The following is a 15,174-nucleotide window of genomic DNA, read 5'->3' on the forward strand; positions in this document are numbered from 1 at the left end:
TAGCCTCGGACCATGTCCTCCCCCCTGCCCTTCCGTACGCCGTCCTTCGCCGAGGTGGGCGACCGGGTGTGGGTGGCCCGGCACGAGTGGTTCGACGCGAACCTGACGCTCGTCGTGGGCGGGGAGTCCGCACTGCTGGTCGACACCCACGCCTCGGCGGCCTCGATGGCCGCGCTGCTCCCGGAGATCGAGCGCGTGACGGACCGGCCGCTCTCAGCCGTCGTCGCGAGTCACAGCCACCACGACCACGTGCTGGGGGCCTCCGCGGTGCTCGACCGTTGGCCGGGCGTCGACTACCTCGCCCACGAGCGCGCCGCCGCGGTGCTGGTCGCCGAGAACGAGGCGTACGCCGCCGACGCGACGCGTCGCGCCGAGGACGCCGCTGCGGAGCTCACCGACGTCGAGCGTGAGCGTCTCCGGCTGCAGGCGGCCTCGCCGATCGTCGAGCCGAGCCGCACGCTCTCGGCGGTGTGGGCGTACGACCTGGGCGACCGGCTCGTCGAGGTCGTGCACCCCGGCAGGGGGCACACCGACGGCGACCTGGTCGTCCGCGTCGGCGGTGTCGAGGGCCCCGGGAGCGCCGTCGTCGTCACCGGCGACCTCGTCGAGGAGTCGGCGCCGCCGGTGTGGGGTCCGGACTCCTGGCCGCTGGAGTGGCCCGGCACCCTCGACCTGGTGCTGCAGCTGACGATGCCCGGCGACGTCGTCGTCCCCGGTCACGGCGCCTTGGTCGACCGCGGTTTCGTCGAGGACCAGCGCGACGCCGTCGGGCAGGTCGCCGAGCAGGTGCGCGCCCTCGCGGTCTCCGGGACGCGCTTCGAGGACGTGCTCGCCGCGGGCGAGTGGCCGTACCCGGTCGAGGTGCTGGACCACGCCGTACGCCGCGCCTGGGAGCACCTCCCTCGCGGCAGCCGCCAGCTGCCGATGGCCTGACGGCGACGTCCACGGCCCCCTGAACGCCCGCGTACGCGGGTGATCCCGTGCCTGCGCGGGTGTGCAGCGCCGCACAAGGTCCAGGACGCCCGCATACGCGGGCGTTCAGGACGGGGCGGCCGGGGCGGCCGAGGCGGACGGCGCGCCGGGCGCCACGTACGCCCGGGGTGACCCGGTGCTGACCTAGCGTTGACCGGTGACCTCCCCCCACGACAGGTACGGCAGCGACGTCCTCTCCTCCGACTGGCGCAAACCGAAGAACGGGCGCGCCGTCGAGCACGAGACCTCCGTCGGCGAGGTGCTCGAGGAGGTCGAGACCGGCATGTGCGGCGAGGTGGTGAAGGTCGACCGCGACCTCGGCACGCTCACGCTCGAGGACCGTCGCAGCCGCCGCCGGGTGTTCCCGATGGGCCCGGGGTTCCTGCTCGAGGGCAAGCCGGTGATCGTGCGTCCACCGAGCCGCAAGGCCCCCGCGAAGCCGACGCGTACGGCCTCGGGGTCGATGACGGTCGCGGACGCACCCGCACGAGTCGCCCGGGCCAGCCGCATCTTCGTCGAGGGCCGCCACGACGCCGAGCTGGTCGAGAAGGTCTGGGGCGACGACCTGCGCGTGGAGGGGGTGGTCGTGGAGTACCTCGACGGTGTCGACGACCTCGCCGAGCACCTGCGCGACTTCGAGCCGACGGCGCAGCGGCGCGTCGGCGTGCTGGTCGACCACCTGGTGCCGGGGTCGAAGGAGGCGCGCATCGCGGGGGCCGTGCAGCGGTCGCCGATCGGCGCGCACGTGCTGGTCGTCGGCCACCCCTTCATCGACATCTGGCAGGCCGTCAAGCCCTCGTCCGTCGGCATCCCGGCCTGGCCGGCCGTGCCCCGCGGTGAGGACTGGAAGAAGGGCACCTGCCAGCGACTCGGCTGGCCGCACCGCGACCAGGCGGACGTCGCCCGGGTGTGGAAGCACATCCTCGGCAAGGTGCGGGGCTGGAACGACCTCGACCCGGCCCTGCTGGGCCGGGTCGAGGAGTTGATCGACTTCGTCACCGCTCCGGGGAGCGGCTGAGCCTCAGCCGCCCGTGAGGGCCGCGACGGCGGCCGGCACGTCGACCAGGCCGGCGCCCTTGTCGAACGACGTCGACCCGAACGGGGCCGGCTCGTACGCCGCGCCGTCGGTGTACTTGTGGGCCGAGGACTTCAACGCCTGCTCGATCTCCGCCGGTGTCGCCGTCGGGTCGGCCTGGAACAGCTGCGCGACGATGCCCGCGATGTGCGGGGCGGCCATCGAGGTGCCGCTGATCGTGTTGTACGTGCCCACGTCGAGCAGACCGGGGCCGTTGCGGAAGTCCAGACCGGTCGCACAGATCACGAGGTACGGCCGGCAGGCCGAGGTGATCGCCTCACCCGGCGCCGAGATGTCGGGGTAGGTCGAGGGGTCTCCCGCCTCGCCCCGGCTGGAGAACTCCGAGACGACCCCGTCGCGGGTGCCGGTGTCCTGGTCGAAGTAGGAGGCGACGCTCAAGATGCCCCCCGTGGGGTCCTGACCGGGCGGGTTGGACAGGCTCTGCGACCCGTCGCCGCCGTCGTTGCCGTTGGCCCAGACGGTCACGACGCCCTCGGCGACGAGCTCGCGCTGCAGCTTCACGGTCGCGGAGTCGGGGTCGAACTCCCCACCACCGGTCGGGCCGTAGGAGTTGTTGGTGACCTTGATCGGCGGGCACTCCGCCGCGGGGACGCCCTCGCCGCACGGGGCCTCGTGGTTCTCCAGCACCCACTCCAGCGCCGCGTCGGCGCCCAGGATGAAGAGCACCGCGCCGGTCGAGAGCGACACGACGTCGGCGCCCGGTGCGGCGCCGGTCTGGGTGGTGCCGTCCATCAGGGTCTTCGGGCGCCCGGCGACGATGCCGGAGACGTGCGTGCCGTGGCCGCCGGCGCTCAGGGTGTCGGTGTCGAGGAAGTTCGGGACGCGCTGGACCGTGCACAGCGCGTCGGTGGCGCAGACGGTCTTCAGGTTCGCCACGACCGCGCGGCCGTCGGGGCCACGGAACGCCGGGTGGGTCGGGTCGACACCGGAGTCGATCACGGCCACCGAGACGCCGGAGCCGTTCAGCGCCGTGCCGTCGGCGCCGGTGAGGTCGGAGACGGCCACGTCGCCGCGCGTGGCGGTGTTGGAGGTGTCGTCGAGCACCTCGATCGGCTCGTTGCCCTCGACGTAGGTCACGCCGGGCTCGGCGCGTACGGCACGGATCTGCGCCTTCGTGCCGCGCGCCGCGACGACGCCGATGCGCTCGAGCGTGAGCGTGGTCCTCATCCCCGTCGCCGCCACGGCGCCTCGGGCGTCGGCGAGCGTCTCACCGTGCACCAGCACGGTGCTGGAGCCCGTGAGCGAGCCGAGCGTGCCGGCGAGGAAGTCCGAGACGGGCGCCAGCGGGGCGGCCGGCTCCTCGGCGAGGGCTGGCCCCGTGGCGAGCGCGGTCAGCGCCGCTGTCGCGGCTGCTGCCACCGCGAGGGGGGCACGTCGGGTCGGGCGAAGGCGTGAGGTCACGCGAATCCTCCTGGCCGCCGGCCGCTCGCCCCTCGTCCCGTCGTGCCGGGTGAAGCGGGACGTCCCGTGTCGGACGGGACGGACCGGTCGATGCGGGACACAACGACGCAGAGTGCCGGAGGTCACGGTCGGGTTCGGACCACCCCCTGTGGACGATCCGCGCCTGCGACCGCCGCGGTCCGTACGCTCGACGCATGAGTGAGCAGCAGGGACCCTCCGACCCGTACGGCCGCCCGGGCGACGACATGGGCTGGCAGCAGCAGCCCGACCCGCAGCAGCCCGACCCACAGCAGGGCTGGCAGCAGCCGGGCCCGAAGCCCGCGTACGGCGGCATCCAGCAGCGCCCCTACCAGGGCCCGGCGAGCACCACCTCGGAGGAGCGCAACTGGGCGATGGCGGCCCACGCGGGCAGCTTCGTCGCCGCGTACGTTGCCCTCGGGTTCATCGCGCCGCTGATCGTGATGCTGGTGAAGGGCAAGGAGTCGGCCTACATCCGCGCCCATGCCGTCGAGTCCTTGAACTTCCAGCTCTCGGCGCTGGTCTACATCATCGTCAGCGCGGTGCTGATCCTCGTCTTCGTCGGCATCCTCATGCTCGCGGCGGTGGCGATCTTCTACCTCGTCGTCGTCATCCTGGCGACGGTGAAAGCCTCGAACGGCGAGATGTACCGCTACCCGCTGACCATCCGGCTCGTCAGCTGACCGACCGCGTCCCGCCCGCCTTCTCGTCGTGCAGCTCGGCGATCACGGTGAGCGCCGCATCGAGCAGCACGCGCAGCGCCGCCAACGCCGGCACCCCGATGAGCGCGACGGCGAGTCCCTGCAGCAGCACGAACACGGAGCTGAGCCAGAAGCTCAGCACGACCGCGAGCACGATCACGCCGATGAGCGCCAGCCGCAGCAGCCGGAAGGCACGCGCGGCCAGGGACCGTGCGGCATCGGGGTGCAGCGGCCTCGCGAAGTCCGTCCCCGACAGCATGCCGATGTCCTCGGCGGGCAGCCGGGTCCGGCCGGGACGGGGACGGGGGACGCGGCGGCACAGCAGTCATGCCGAGACCCTAAGCCGGGACGCGTCCTCTGTCAGTCGAGCAGGTCGCGCACGACCGCGTCGGCCAGCAGCCGACCGCGGCGGGTGAGCACCAGACGTGGCTGTCCGTCGACGGTCCCCCGCCCGAGTGCCGCTCGTCCGTCCAGGAGCCCGTCGGCCACCAGGGCGGCCACCCTCGGACGAGCACCCTCCCGAAGGGCACTGATCGGCAGCCCGTCGCGAATGCGCCCCTCGAGCAGGAGGCGCTCGGCGTACACGTCGTCCTCGGTGAGCACCTCCCGGGCGTAGGCCGGCGAGACGCCCTGGGCCAGCCGGCCCGCGTACGCGGTGGGGTGCTTGACGTTCCACCACCGGGTGCCCGCCACGTGCGAGTGCGCCCCCGGGCCCACACCCCACCAGTCGTCGCTGCGCCAGTAGGCCAGGTTGTGACGGCACCGGGCAGCCTCGTCGCGAGCCCAGTTGGAGACCTCGTACCAGCCCAGACCCGCCGCGGTCAGCTCCTCGTCGGCGACCTCGTACTTCTCCGCCTGCTCGTCGTCGACCGGCGCCGGCACCTCCCCGCGTGCCACACGGCGCGCCAGCGCGGTGCCGTCCTCGACGATCAGGGCGTACGCGCTCACGTGGTCCGGCTCGGAGGCGAGCGCGGTGTGCAGGGTGTGCCGCCAGCCGCCCACCGTCTCCCCCGGCGTGCCGTAGATGAGGTCCAGGCTGACCTGCTCGAAGCCCGCCCCGCGTGCCCAGGCCACCGCGCGAGGGACGTTGGCGGGGTCGTGGGTCCGGTCCAGCACCGCCAGCACGTGCGGCTCCGCGGACTGCATCCCGAAGGAGATGCGTGTGAAGCCCCCCGCCCGCAGGGCCGCCAGGGACGCCGGTGTCACCGAGTCCGGGTTCGCCTCCGTGGTCACCTCCGCGTCGGCCTCGAGCCCGAGGTGGTCGCGTACGCCTCCGAGCACCGCCACCAGGTCGGCCGGGTCGAGCAGGGTCGGGGTGCCCCCGCCGACGAAGACGGTCGAGGCCGGGCGCGCCGACCCGTCCAACACGTCTGCGGCCAGGCGCACCTCGGCCAGCGCCGCCGTCGCGTACGACCCCCGCGAGGCGCCCGGAGGCCCGTCGACGGGTCCGAGCTCCTCGGCGGTGTAGGTGTTGAAGTCGCAGTAGCCGCAGCGCACCGAGCAGAACGGCACGTGCACGTACACGCCGAACGGACGGTCCCCCACCCGCGACGCCGAGGCGTCGGGGAGGGAACCGTCCGTCGGGACGGGCTCGCCGTCAGGGAGCTGGGAGGGACTCAGCAGGACCCTCCGTCACGAGCAGGAGGCGTCACTTGCCCTCGGCGTACATCTCGTCGATGAGGTGCTCGTAGTTGTTCTCCACCACGCTGCGCTTGACCTTCATCGACGGGGTGAGCTCACCGGAGTCGACCGAGAGGTCGTGGTCGAGGATGCGGAACTTCTTCACCGTCTCCCACCGGTTGAGCTTCTTGTTGGTCTCCTCGACGTAGCCCTCGACCATCTCGCGCGTCTTGTCGGCCTTGACGACCTCCTCGTAGGACTTGCCCTCCATGCCGTTCTGGGCCGCCCAGTCCATGATGCCGTCGGGGTCGAGGGTCACCAGCGCGACGCAGTAGTTGCGCTCGTTGCCGAAGACCATGTACTGCGAGGCGTACGGGCACACGGCCTTGAACTTCGCCTCGATCATCGGCGGGGCGATGTACTTGCCGCCGGAGGTCTTGAAGAGCTCCTTGATGCGGCCGGTGATGCGCAGGTAGCCGTCGGAGTCGAGCTCGCCCTTGTCGCCGGTGCGGAGCCAGCCGTCGTCGGTGAGGACCTTGGCGGTCTCCTCGGGGTTGTTGTGGTACCCGTCCATCACGTTCGGGCCCTTGATCATGACCTCCCCGGTGTCGGGGTCGATCTTGGCCTCGCCGCCAGGCAGCACGGGACCCACGGTGCCGAACTTGTACTTGTCGGGGTGGTTCACGAACGCGCCCGCCGAGGTCTCGGTCAGGCCGTAGCCCTCGAGGATCGGCAGACCCGCGGCGTCGAAGAACTCCGCGATGTCGCGGTTGAGCGCCGCGGCGCCGGAGATGAAGAACCGCACGTTGCCGCCGAAGCGCTCGCGCACCTTGCTGAAGACGAGGCGGTCGAAGAGCGCGTGCTGGGCCTTCAGCCCGAAGGGCACCGACTCACCGTTGCGCTTGCGCTCGGCGACCTCCTTGCCGACGGCGAAGGCCTTGGTGAAGATCTTCTCCTTCGCGCCGCCCTCCTGCTGGGTCATCGTGACGATGCGGGCGTGCGCCTTCTCGAAGATGCGGGGTGCCGCACCCATGAAGGTCGGCTTCACCACGGCCAGGTTGTCGACGATCTTCTCGACCGTGCCGTCGACGGCGGTGGGGAAGCCGATCGCCAGCTGGGTCGTCAGCAGCACCTTGCCGAACGAGTGCGCCATCGGCAGCCACAGGAACTGCTTGTCGTCCTCGGTGAGGATGCCCTGGGCCTGGATGGCGGTGCCCTCGTAGGTCCACGAGGAGTGACGCAGGCGTACGCCCTTGGGGCGACCGGTCGTGCCGGAGGTGTAGATCAGGGTGGCGAGGTCCTCGCCGGAGATCTTGGCGACGGCCTGCTCGACGCAGTCGGCGTGCTCGGCGAGCTGCTTCTTGCCGGCCTCGAGGAGGTCGTCGAGGCTCATCACCCAGTCGCCGTCACCCTGGCCGTCGATCAGGACGACCTTGCTCAGGTGCGGCATCTCGTTGCGCTGCTCCTTCAGCTTCTCCAGCTGCGAGGCGTCCTCTGCGAAGCAGACGACCGACTCGGAGTCGGACAGGATGAAGGCGACGTCCTCGGACTTGGTCGAGGGGTAGACCGTCGTGGTCGCAGCGCCTGCGCACATGATCGCGAGGTCGGCCCAGATCCACTCGACCCGGGTCTCGGAGGCGATGCCGACGCGCTGCTCGTGCGTGACCCCGATGGAGATGAGGCCCGCGGCCATCTGCTCGACCTTCTCGCCCACCTCGCCCCAGGTCTGCGTGTGCCAGGCCCCGCCGTCGGCTCCCGGCCAGCTGTAGGCCTCCTTGGTGCCGCTGGACTTCACGCGCTCGCGGAACTGGATGGCGACGTTGTCGGCGCGGTTCTCGATCTTCGAGGTGTCGTAGCTGATCGCGGTCATGGGCTCCTGCTTCTCTGCTGCGGCCGGGGAGGGTATTCGCGCAGAGACTATGTGACGCGCACGACAACGCGACAGGCCGGTGGCCGATGATGGCCGAACCGTGTCGTAGGTCCTCAGGTGTGGGACGGGTCCCTACCGGCGGGATGCTTCGTACGCCTCGAGCCGCTCACGCGCGACCACGGCGAGGTCCTCGACCTCCCGCAGCCGGGGCAGCAGATCGCGTCCGGTCGTCATCGCCCGGAACATCGTCGCCACGTCGACGTCGTGGCCCGGGCGCGAGACCACGTCGATGCCGTCCCCGGCCCCGACCGTCCCGGGCTCGAGGACCCGGAGGTAGGCGCCCGACCGTCCCTCGCGGGTGAAGCGCTTGACCCAGCTGGTGGCGTCGATGCCGTGGTGGGTCAGCCACAGGGCGAACGTCCGGCAGGGCGTACGCACCGAGGCGACCTCCAGGAGCGGCCCGCCCTCACCCAGACGCCACCGCTCGCCCACCAGGCAGGCGTTCAGGTCGATGCCGCTGGTGGTGAGGTTCTCGCCGAAGAAGCCGTCCGGGACCGGCACCCCGAGCAGCTCGACGAAGTGGTCGAGGTCCTCGCGCGCGTAGGCGTAGACCGCCTGGTCGCGGCCGCCGTGGAAGGCGTCGTCGACGATCTCGTCGCCGACGGCGCCGGCCTCGCCGAGGGGGCCGGCCGGCTCGAGGCGTACGCGCCCCTGCACCGGCTCCTTGCCGATGGCGGTGCGCTCCACGCCGCCGGGGTGCTGCACGTCGGCCGCCCGGCCGACGCAGACGCTGCGTACGTGAGGTCGGTCCGTGCTCATGAGGTCATCCAACCAGCGTCACCGATCGCTTGCCGACTTGGAAAGCGACATCTATGGTTTCCGCCATGGAAAGCGATGAGATCCGCATGGCCGAGGCGTCCGCCGAGCGCGCCGAGGTCGCGCCCTGGCTCGACTACCCGGCCAACCCCTGGTGGTACGCGCCGGCCGGCGGGGCGTGGTTCGGTGCCCTCGTGGCCGCCAGCGCCCGGGAGGGGTCGCGAGAGCCGTTGCCCCTGGTCGTGCTCTTCGCGCTCGCCGCGGCGTACTTCTGGTGGGCGCGCCGCCGGTGGGGCACGTGGCCGCGACTGTCCTCGATGCCCCCGGAGTTCGTGGGGCCTGCGACCGTCTTCTCCGCCGCGATGGTGGTCCTCTTCATCGGCGGGCTCGGGCTGACGGCGTCGCTCGGGCCGGCCGTGGGCGTACCGGTCGTCGCCGTGGCGGTCGCGGGGGTGCTGTGGTGGTACGACCACGCGTACGCCCGGGCCAGTCGCCGCACCGCGGCGAGACTGGGGACGACGTCGCGTGTCCGCTGAGCGACCATCGGGGCGCGCGAGGCTGGAGGACCTGGACGCCGTCATCCACGCTCCGAAGCGGCTCGCCGCGATGGCGGTGCTCATCGGCACCGACTCCTCCGACTTCGGGTTCCTGCGCGAGCACCTCGGGATCTCCGACTCCGACCTGTCCAAGCAGATGTCGGCTCTGGAGGCCGCGGGCTACGTCGCCGTCACCAAGCGCGGACGGGGGCGGGGAGCCACGACCACCTTCCGGGCCACACGGCTCGGGCGCGACGCGTACGCCCGACACCGGTCGGCCCTCCGGGCGCTGCTCGCCGAGTGAGCCGGCCGCGGTCCCTCACGGCTCGGCGACGGCCTTGATGATCCGCACCAGGGCCGTGACCTCCTCGCGCTCCCCTGCATCGGCCAGCGCACGGGCCCGCACCACGAGCCGCAGCACGGTCCAGGCGCGGGCCCGGTCGACGTCCAGGCCACCGACCTCGGCGAGCACGTCGAGCCGTTCACGCATCGTCCAGCGCAGTGCACCGGCGTCGTCACCGACCTCGCGCCAGCGGTGCCAGAGCATCGGGGCGGGCTCGCAGTGGGGGTCCCCCGACAGCGGTCGGGGGTCCGTCGCGACGTGCTCGCCGTCCGGGCGCGTACGGACGGTGCCGTAGTGCAGGTCGGTGTGCACGAGGGTGCCGTCGGTGGCCGGGTCCTCGACCAGACCGGCGGCGATCGACAGGGCCTGCTCGACCAGACGCCGGGGCAGCCCGGCGTCGCGCGGCAGCGAGGCCAGGTCGTCACGCCACCCACGCACGACATCGGAGAGCGCCCGCAGCTGTGGCGGCGCGGGCCTGTGCAGCAGCGCGAACAGGCCCCCGACCGGCCGGCACGCCTCGATGTCCCACGCCGCCGACAGGTCCTCCTCGCCCAGCCGCTCCAGCAGCAGCGCGCGACGGTGCGGGTCCGCGCGCAGCATTGTCACCGCGCCGCGGCCCGCCCAGTGACGCAGCGCCAGGTGCTCGTACGCGCCGCCGTCGTCCGCGAAGGCGAGCTTGAGCGTCGCTGCGACGTCCGTCTCGTCACGCACGGGCAGCGCCAGGGCACCGGGCGTGGCGACGGGCTCGCCGTCGCGGCGGAGTCCCCACTCAGTCCGCACCTGCTCGACCAGCGCGGGGAGGCCCTCGAGCCACCGCGCGAACGCCGCGGAGGACGACCTCTCGGCGAGCGGGCGGGCAGGGACCGGGATCACGCGCCGAGACTGTCACGTGTCGTGCAGGGTTCCCCGGGCGCTCACGGAGCAGGATCGACCCATGTGCGGAATCGCCGTCGTCCACGACTTCTCCCCCACGCCCGAGCGCCTCGAGGAGGGACGTCGCCTCGGCGAGCGGATGCTGCCGTGCCTGGCTCACCGCGGACCGGACGGTGAGGGCTCCCGCCGGGTCGGCGCCACGTGGCTCGGCCACACGCGGCTCAGCATCGTCGACCTCGCCGGCGGGGCCCAGCCCATGAGCGGAGCAGCGGCCGGTGAGACCGCCGGGTGGTGGGTCGTCGCCAACGGCGAGGTCTACAACCACGAGGCCCTGCGTGACCGGCTGCCCGGGCCGTTCCGTACGCGATCGGACTCCGAGGTCGTCCTGCACCTGGTGGCTCACCGCGGAGCCGGTGCCACGGTGGACCTGCACGGCATGTACGCCTTCGGTCTCGCCCATGAGGACGGACAGGTCGTGCTCGGCCGCGACCCGCTCGGCATCAAGCCGCTCTACTGGGCACGCGTCGACGACCGGGTGCTGGCCGCCTCCGAGCTGGCGGCGTTCGACGAGGAGGTGCGCCGCGACGTCGAGGAGTTCCCGCCCGGGCACGTCTGGACGCCCGAGGACGGTCTCCGTCCGTTCGTCGACCTCTTCACCGACCCCATGGGCCGGGGCGGGCTCGGGGCTCCCCACACCGACCGCGACGACGCGCTCGAGGGCGTACGCGGGGCCGTGGTCGCCGCCGTGCGGGAGCGGATGATGGCCGACGTGCCGATCGGGGTCTTCCTCTCCGGCGGTCTCGACTCGAGCATCGTGGCGGCGGTGATGGCCAGGCACGCCGAACCCGGCCAGGTCATCCGCTCCTTCGCCGCGGGCACCGCCGACAGCGCCGACCTCGTCGCGGCCCGTGAGGTCGCCGCCCACCTGGGCCTGGAGCACCACGAGCGCGTGTACGACGACGCCGATGTCGTCGACGCCCTCCCCGCGGTCGTGCGCAGCATGGAGAGCTTCGAGCCCTCGCTGGTGCGCAGTGCGGTGCCGAACTACCTGCTGGCCGAGCTGGCGGCCCGTCACGTCAAGGTGGTCCTCACCGGCGAGGGCGCCGACGAGCTCTTCGCCGGCTACCACCACCTGCGTGAGCTCGACGCCGAGCAGCTCGACGCGGCCCTCGTCGAGGGCATCGAGGTGCTGCACCACCTCAACCTGCAGCGCGCCGACCGCGTGAGCATGGCCCACGGCCTGGAGGCCCGCGTCCCCTTCCTGGCCCGGCAGGTGATCGAGAGCGCCGTACGCGTGCCGGTCGAGTGGAAGCTCCTCGGCGAGGACGGTCAGGAGCAGGCGCAGGAGAAGGCGCTGCTGCGGGAGGCCTTCGCGGGGTGGCTGCCCGAGTCCGTCCTGTGGCGCCGCAAGGAGCAGTTCGGTGACGGTTCGGGCACGACCGAGGTGATGGCCCGGCAGGCAGCCTCGATCGTCAGCGACGCCGACTGGGAGGCCGAGCGTCACCAGGGGCTCCCGCCGGCCCGCACGCGCGAGGAGCTCGGCTACCAGCGCATCTTCGCCGCTCACCTCGGCGGCGTACGCGCGGAGCAGGTGCTGGGCCGCTTCGCCCATGCCTGAGCAGTCCGTCCTCGCACGACTCGAGTCCCGCCTGGCCGCGATCGCGGCCCACGACCGGCGGCTGCGTGCGCTGGTGCATCTCGACCAGGACGAGGCTCGTCGTGCCGCGGCGGCGCTCGACCGCGTCGCGGAGCGCGATCGGGGTCCGCTGCACGGTGTGGTGACGGTGGTGAAGGACAACATCGACGTCGCCGGCCAGGTCACCGGCTGCTGCTCGCCGGCCCGCGGCTCCGCCCCCGCGGGCGAGGACGCCCCCGTGGTCGCGCGACTGCGACGCGCGGGCGCCCTGGTGCTCGCCCGCGCCAACATGGACGAGCTCGCGATGGGCGCCTCGACCGCGACGTCGGTGCACGGCGCGACCCGCAACCCCCACGACCACACCCGGTCACCCGGCGGGTCCAGCGGCGGGTGCGCGGCCGCTGTCGCCGCCGGCTTCGCGGACCTGGCCATCGGCACCGACACCGGGGGCTCGATCCGCGAGCCGGCGTCCCAGTGCGGCATCTGGGGTCTGGCGCCGTCACCCGCACTGGTGCCGACCGGTGGCGTGGTGCCCTTCGCGCCGTCGTGCGACCGGGTGGGACCCATGGCTCTCGACCCTGCGCTGCTGACCCGCGCGTGGGACGTGATGGCCGGGTCCGCCTCCGCTGCGTCCGATCCTGCCCCCGCCCCGACGCCGGCGCGGATCGGACTGGTCACCGAGCTGGCCGGCGAGCCCAACCGCCCAGGGGTCCGCGCCGCCCTGGCTACCACCGTCGCGTCGCTGCGGCGGACCGGTGTCGAGGTCGTCGAGGTCTCGCTGCCCGACGCGCCCGGGGCGCTGGCCGCCTACATGACCCTGACCTCCGTCGAGTGCCTCCCGCACCTGCGTCCCTGGCTGGCGACCGGGCGCGCCGGCACGGAGGTGGTGCGGCGTACGCGGCTCGCCACGGCGCTGCTCCGGGACGACCTCGACCGCGTCGCGGACGCCCAGGCGCTGCGCGAGCGCCTGGCACACCAGTGCGCCGTCGCGCTCGGGAAGTGCGACGCCCTGCTGTCGCCGACGATGCCGACCACGGCCCCCGGGTTCGCCCCGGCCGGCCCGCCCACGGTGGACGTCGCCGACCCGCTGACCGCGCCGTACACCGACTGCTGGACCGTCGTGGCCAACCTCGCCGGGCTGCCGTCGCTGTCGGTGCCCGTCGGCCGCAGCGAGGACGACGGGATGCCCGTCGGCATGATGCTGACCGGTCGTCGCGGCGACGACCGGCGCCTGGTGGACCTCGGCCGGCGCCTCGGCGGCGCCGTCTGAGGCCTACTTCTTCGGCTTGTCCCCGGTCGGTCCGGTCGTGGAGAGCGCGGCGATGAAGGCCTCCTGGGGGACCTCGACGCGTCCGACCATCTTCATGCGCTTCTTGCCCTCCTTCTGCTTCTCCAGCAGCTTGCGCTTGCGGCTGATGTCGCCGCCGTAGCACTTGGCGAGCACGTCCTTGCGGATCGCGCGGATCGTCTCCCGCGCGATGACCCTCGCCCCGATCGCTGCCTGGATGGGCACCTCGAACTGCTGCCGCGGGATGAGCTCGCGCAGCTTGCCCGCGAGCATGACCCCGTAGGAGTACGCCGCGTCGCGGTGCACGATCGCGCTGAAGGCGTCGACCGGCTCGCCCTGCAGCAGGATGTCGACCTTCACCAGGTCGGCGGCCTGGTCGCTGATGGGCTCGTAGTCGAGCGAGGCGTACCCCTTGGTCCGCGACTTCAAGGCGTCGAAGAAGTCGAAGACGATCTCCGCGAGCGGCAGGGTGTACCGCATCTCGACACGGTCCTCGGAGAGGTAGTCCATGCCCTGGAGCTGCCCGCGCTTGGACTGGCAGAGCTCCATGATCGCGCCGATGTAGTCGCTCGGGCTCAGGATCGTGGCCTTGACGACGGGCTCGCGCACCTCGGCGATCTTGCCCTCGGGGAACTCCGAGGGGTTGGTGACCGTGTGCTCGGTGCCGTCCTCCATCGCGACCTCGTAGACCACGTTCGGCGCGGTCGAGATGAGGTCCAGCCCGAACTCGCGCTCGAGGCGGTCGCGGGTGATCTCCATGTGGAGCAGGCCGAGGAACCCGCAGCGGAACCCGAACCCGAGCGCGCCGGAGGTCTCGGGCTCGTAGCGCAGGGCCGCGTCGTTGAGCTGCAGCTTGTCGAGGGCGTCGCGCAGCACCGGGTAGTCGTCGCCGTCGATCGGGTAGAGACCGGAGAACACCATCGGCACGGGTTCCTTGTAGCCGCCGAGCATCTGCTGGGCGCCGCCGTGCTGGGCGGTGACGGTGTCACCGACCTTCGACTGGCGTACGTCCTTCACTCCCGTGATCAGGTAGCCGACCTCGCCGACGCCGATGCGGTCGGTCTTCACCGGCTCGGGGCTGATGACACCGACCTCGAGCATCTCGTGCACCGCGCCGGTCGACATCATCTTGATGCGGTCGCGGTGGGAGAGGTGGCCGTCCACGACGCGCACGTAGGTGACGACACCGCGGTAGGTGTCGTAGACCGAGTCGAAGATCAGGGCCCGCGGCGGCACGTCGGGGTCGCCGACCGGGGCGGGGGTCTGCGCCACGATCTCGTCCAGCACCAGCTCGACCCCGAGCCCGGTCTTGGCCGAGACCTGCAGCACGTCCGCGACGTCACAGCCGATGAGCCCGGCGAGCTCGGCGGCGTACTTCTCCGGCTGGGCGCTCGGCAGGTCGATCTTGTTGAGCACCGGGATGATGTGGAGGTCCGCGGCCATCGCGAGGTAGAGGTTCGCCAGCGTCTGCGCCTCGATGCCCTGGGCGGCGTCGACGAGCAGGATCGCAGCCTCGCAGGCCGCGAGACTGCGGGAGACCTCGTAGGTGAAGTCGACGTGCCCGGGCGTGTCGATCATGTTCAGCACGTACGTGCCGGGCGCGGCCTCGGTCGGTCCGTCGGGCTGCACCGTCCAGGGCATGCGGACGGCCTGCGACTTGATCGTGATGCCGCGCTCGCGCTCGATGTCCATGCGGTCGAGGTACTGCGCGCGGGCCGCGCGCTCGTCGACGACGCCGGTGAGCTGCAGCATCCGGTCGGCCAGCGTCGACTTGCCGTGGTCGATGTGCGCGATGATGCAGAAGTTGCGCAGGATCGACGGGTCGGTGCTGCCTGGCTGGGGTGCCACGGCGGCGTGGCCGGCCGGCACGGTGGTGCTCACGGGTGACGTCGCCTCTCGGTGCGGGGGAGCTGGATCGCCCCATCCTCCCATCCCTGCGGTCACGCCCGGGCCAGGCAGCCCCCACGTCACGAACCGGTCACGTCGGGCCCTTGCGGGTGTAGC

At 72.4% G+C, this 15,174-nt stretch carries 14 protein-coding genes; 7 read left to right on the forward strand and 7 right to left on the reverse strand.

Annotation, left to right across the window (positions count from 1 at the left end):
• Positions 1-12 precede the first annotated feature (12 nt).
• Positions 13-933, forward strand: coding sequence for an MBL fold metallo-hydrolase (locus tag KLP28_03545; GenBank protein ID QWC85833.1), 921 nt, complete (start codon positions 13-15; stop codon positions 931-933).
• A gap of 196 nt (positions 934-1,129) precedes the next feature.
• Positions 1,130-1,990 carry a DUF3097 domain-containing protein gene (locus KLP28_03550; protein ID QWC85834.1) on the forward strand — a complete coding sequence of 287 codons (861 nt, stop codon included), beginning with the start codon at positions 1,130-1,132 and terminating at the stop codon, positions 1,988-1,990.
• Between the two features lie 3 nt (positions 1,991-1,993).
• On the opposite strand, the gene KLP28_03555 is transcribed toward KLP28_03550, so the two are convergent.
• Entirely contained in the window at positions 1,994-3,469 is a 1,476-nt protein-coding gene (locus KLP28_03555) for a S8 family serine peptidase (protein ID QWC85835.1), read from the reverse strand.
• A 392-nt stretch (positions 3,470-3,861) separates the two neighbouring features.
• Here KLP28_03555 and KLP28_03560 point away from each other — a divergent pair, with 392 nt between their 5' ends.
• Positions 3,862-4,170, forward strand: coding sequence for a DUF4870 domain-containing protein (locus tag KLP28_03560; protein ID QWC86779.1), 309 nt, complete (start codon positions 3,862-3,864; stop codon positions 4,168-4,170).
• Here the strand turns inward: KLP28_03560 and KLP28_03565 are convergent.
• From KLP28_03565 to KLP28_03580, 4 genes are all read right to left on the reverse strand, one after another.
• Positions 4,163-4,447, reverse strand: a complete 285-nt coding sequence (locus KLP28_03565) for a hypothetical protein (protein ID QWC85836.1) — start codon at positions 4,445-4,447, stop codon at positions 4,163-4,165. The two genes, KLP28_03560 and KLP28_03565, sit on opposite strands and share 8 nt — an antisense overlap.
• Positions 4,448-4,548: 101 nt before the next feature.
• The gene (hemW, locus tag KLP28_03570; GenBank protein QWC86780.1) at positions 4,549-5,811 is read right to left on the reverse strand and encodes a radical SAM family heme chaperone HemW; all 1,263 of its coding nucleotides are present in this window, start codon (positions 5,809-5,811) and stop codon (positions 4,549-4,551) included.
• Between the two features lie 25 nt (positions 5,812-5,836).
• Entirely contained in the window at positions 5,837-7,678 is a 1,842-nt protein-coding gene (locus KLP28_03575) for a long-chain fatty acid--CoA ligase (protein QWC85837.1), read from the reverse strand.
• Between the two features lie 132 nt (positions 7,679-7,810).
• A complete protein-coding gene (locus tag KLP28_03580; GenBank protein QWC85838.1) occupies positions 7,811-8,497 on the reverse strand; it encodes an MOSC domain-containing protein in 687 nt (228 codons plus the stop codon).
• Between the two features lie 65 nt (positions 8,498-8,562).
• On the opposite strand from KLP28_03580, the gene KLP28_03585 reads away from it, so the two are divergent.
• Complete coding sequence (locus KLP28_03585) at positions 8,563-9,030, forward strand: hypothetical protein (protein ID QWC85839.1); 468 nt, start codon at positions 8,563-8,565, stop codon at positions 9,028-9,030.
• 70 nt (positions 9,031-9,100) lie between these two features.
• Positions 9,101-9,334, forward strand: a complete 234-nt coding sequence (locus KLP28_03590; protein QWC86781.1) for a transcriptional regulator — start codon at positions 9,101-9,103, stop codon at positions 9,332-9,334.
• A 15-nt stretch (positions 9,335-9,349) separates the two neighbouring features.
• Here the strand turns inward: KLP28_03590 and KLP28_03595 are convergent, their stop codons facing one another.
• Entirely contained in the window at positions 9,350-10,243 is an 894-nt protein-coding gene (locus tag KLP28_03595) for an aminoglycoside phosphotransferase family protein (GenBank protein QWC86782.1), read from the reverse strand.
• Positions 10,244-10,307: 64 nt separating this feature from the next.
• Here KLP28_03595 and asnB point away from each other — a divergent pair, with 64 nt between their 5' ends.
• Together asnB and KLP28_03605 are read left to right on the forward strand one after the other, a co-directional pair.
• Entirely contained in the window at positions 10,308-11,864 is a 1,557-nt protein-coding gene (gene asnB / locus KLP28_03600) for an asparagine synthase (glutamine-hydrolyzing) (protein QWC85840.1), read from the forward strand.
• The gene (locus KLP28_03605) at positions 11,857-13,152 is read left to right on the forward strand and encodes an amidase (protein QWC85841.1); all 1,296 of its coding nucleotides are present in this window, start codon (positions 11,857-11,859) and stop codon (positions 13,150-13,152) included. The genes asnB and KLP28_03605 overlap by 8 nt, the downstream gene beginning before the upstream one ends.
• A 3-nt stretch (positions 13,153-13,155) precedes the next feature.
• Here the strand turns inward: KLP28_03605 and lepA are convergent, their stop codons facing one another.
• Positions 13,156-15,102 (reverse strand): translation elongation factor 4, encoded by a 1,947-nt coding sequence (gene lepA, locus KLP28_03610; protein ID QWC85842.1) that lies wholly within the window; start codon positions 15,100-15,102, stop codon positions 13,156-13,158.
• Positions 15,103-15,174 lie beyond the last annotated feature (72 nt).

Source organism: Nocardioidaceae bacterium, from assembly GCA_018672315.1.
Taxonomy (GTDB): domain Bacteria; phylum Actinomycetota; class Actinomycetes; order Propionibacteriales; family Nocardioidaceae; genus TYQ2.

Coding starts and splice junctions, on each gene's coding strand:
- KLP28_03545 (QWC85833.1), top strand. CDS start 13: ATGTCCTCCCCCCTGCCCTTCCGTACGCCGTCCTTCGCCGAGGTGGGC.
- KLP28_03560 (QWC86779.1), top strand. CDS start 3,862: ATGGCGGCCCACGCGGGCAGCTTCGTCGCCGCGTACGTTGCCCTCGGG.
- KLP28_03565 (QWC85836.1), bottom strand. CDS start 4,447: ATGCTGTCGGGGACGGACTTCGCGAGGCCGCTGCACCCCGATGCCGCA.
- KLP28_03575 (QWC85837.1), bottom strand. CDS start 7,678: ATGACCGCGATCAGCTACGACACCTCGAAGATCGAGAACCGCGCCGAC.
- KLP28_03580 (QWC85838.1), bottom strand. CDS start 8,497: ATGAGCACGGACCGACCTCACGTACGCAGCGTCTGCGTCGGCCGGGCG.
- KLP28_03585 (QWC85839.1), top strand. CDS start 8,563: ATGGAAAGCGATGAGATCCGCATGGCCGAGGCGTCCGCCGAGCGCGCC.
- KLP28_03590 (QWC86781.1), top strand. CDS start 9,101: ATGGCGGTGCTCATCGGCACCGACTCCTCCGACTTCGGGTTCCTGCGC.
- asnB (QWC85840.1), top strand. CDS start 10,308: ATGTGCGGAATCGCCGTCGTCCACGACTTCTCCCCCACGCCCGAGCGC.
- KLP28_03605 (QWC85841.1), top strand. CDS start 11,857: ATGCCTGAGCAGTCCGTCCTCGCACGACTCGAGTCCCGCCTGGCCGCG.
- lepA (QWC85842.1), bottom strand. CDS start 15,102: ATGGGAGGATGGGGCGATCCAGCTCCCCCGCACCGAGAGGCGACGTCA.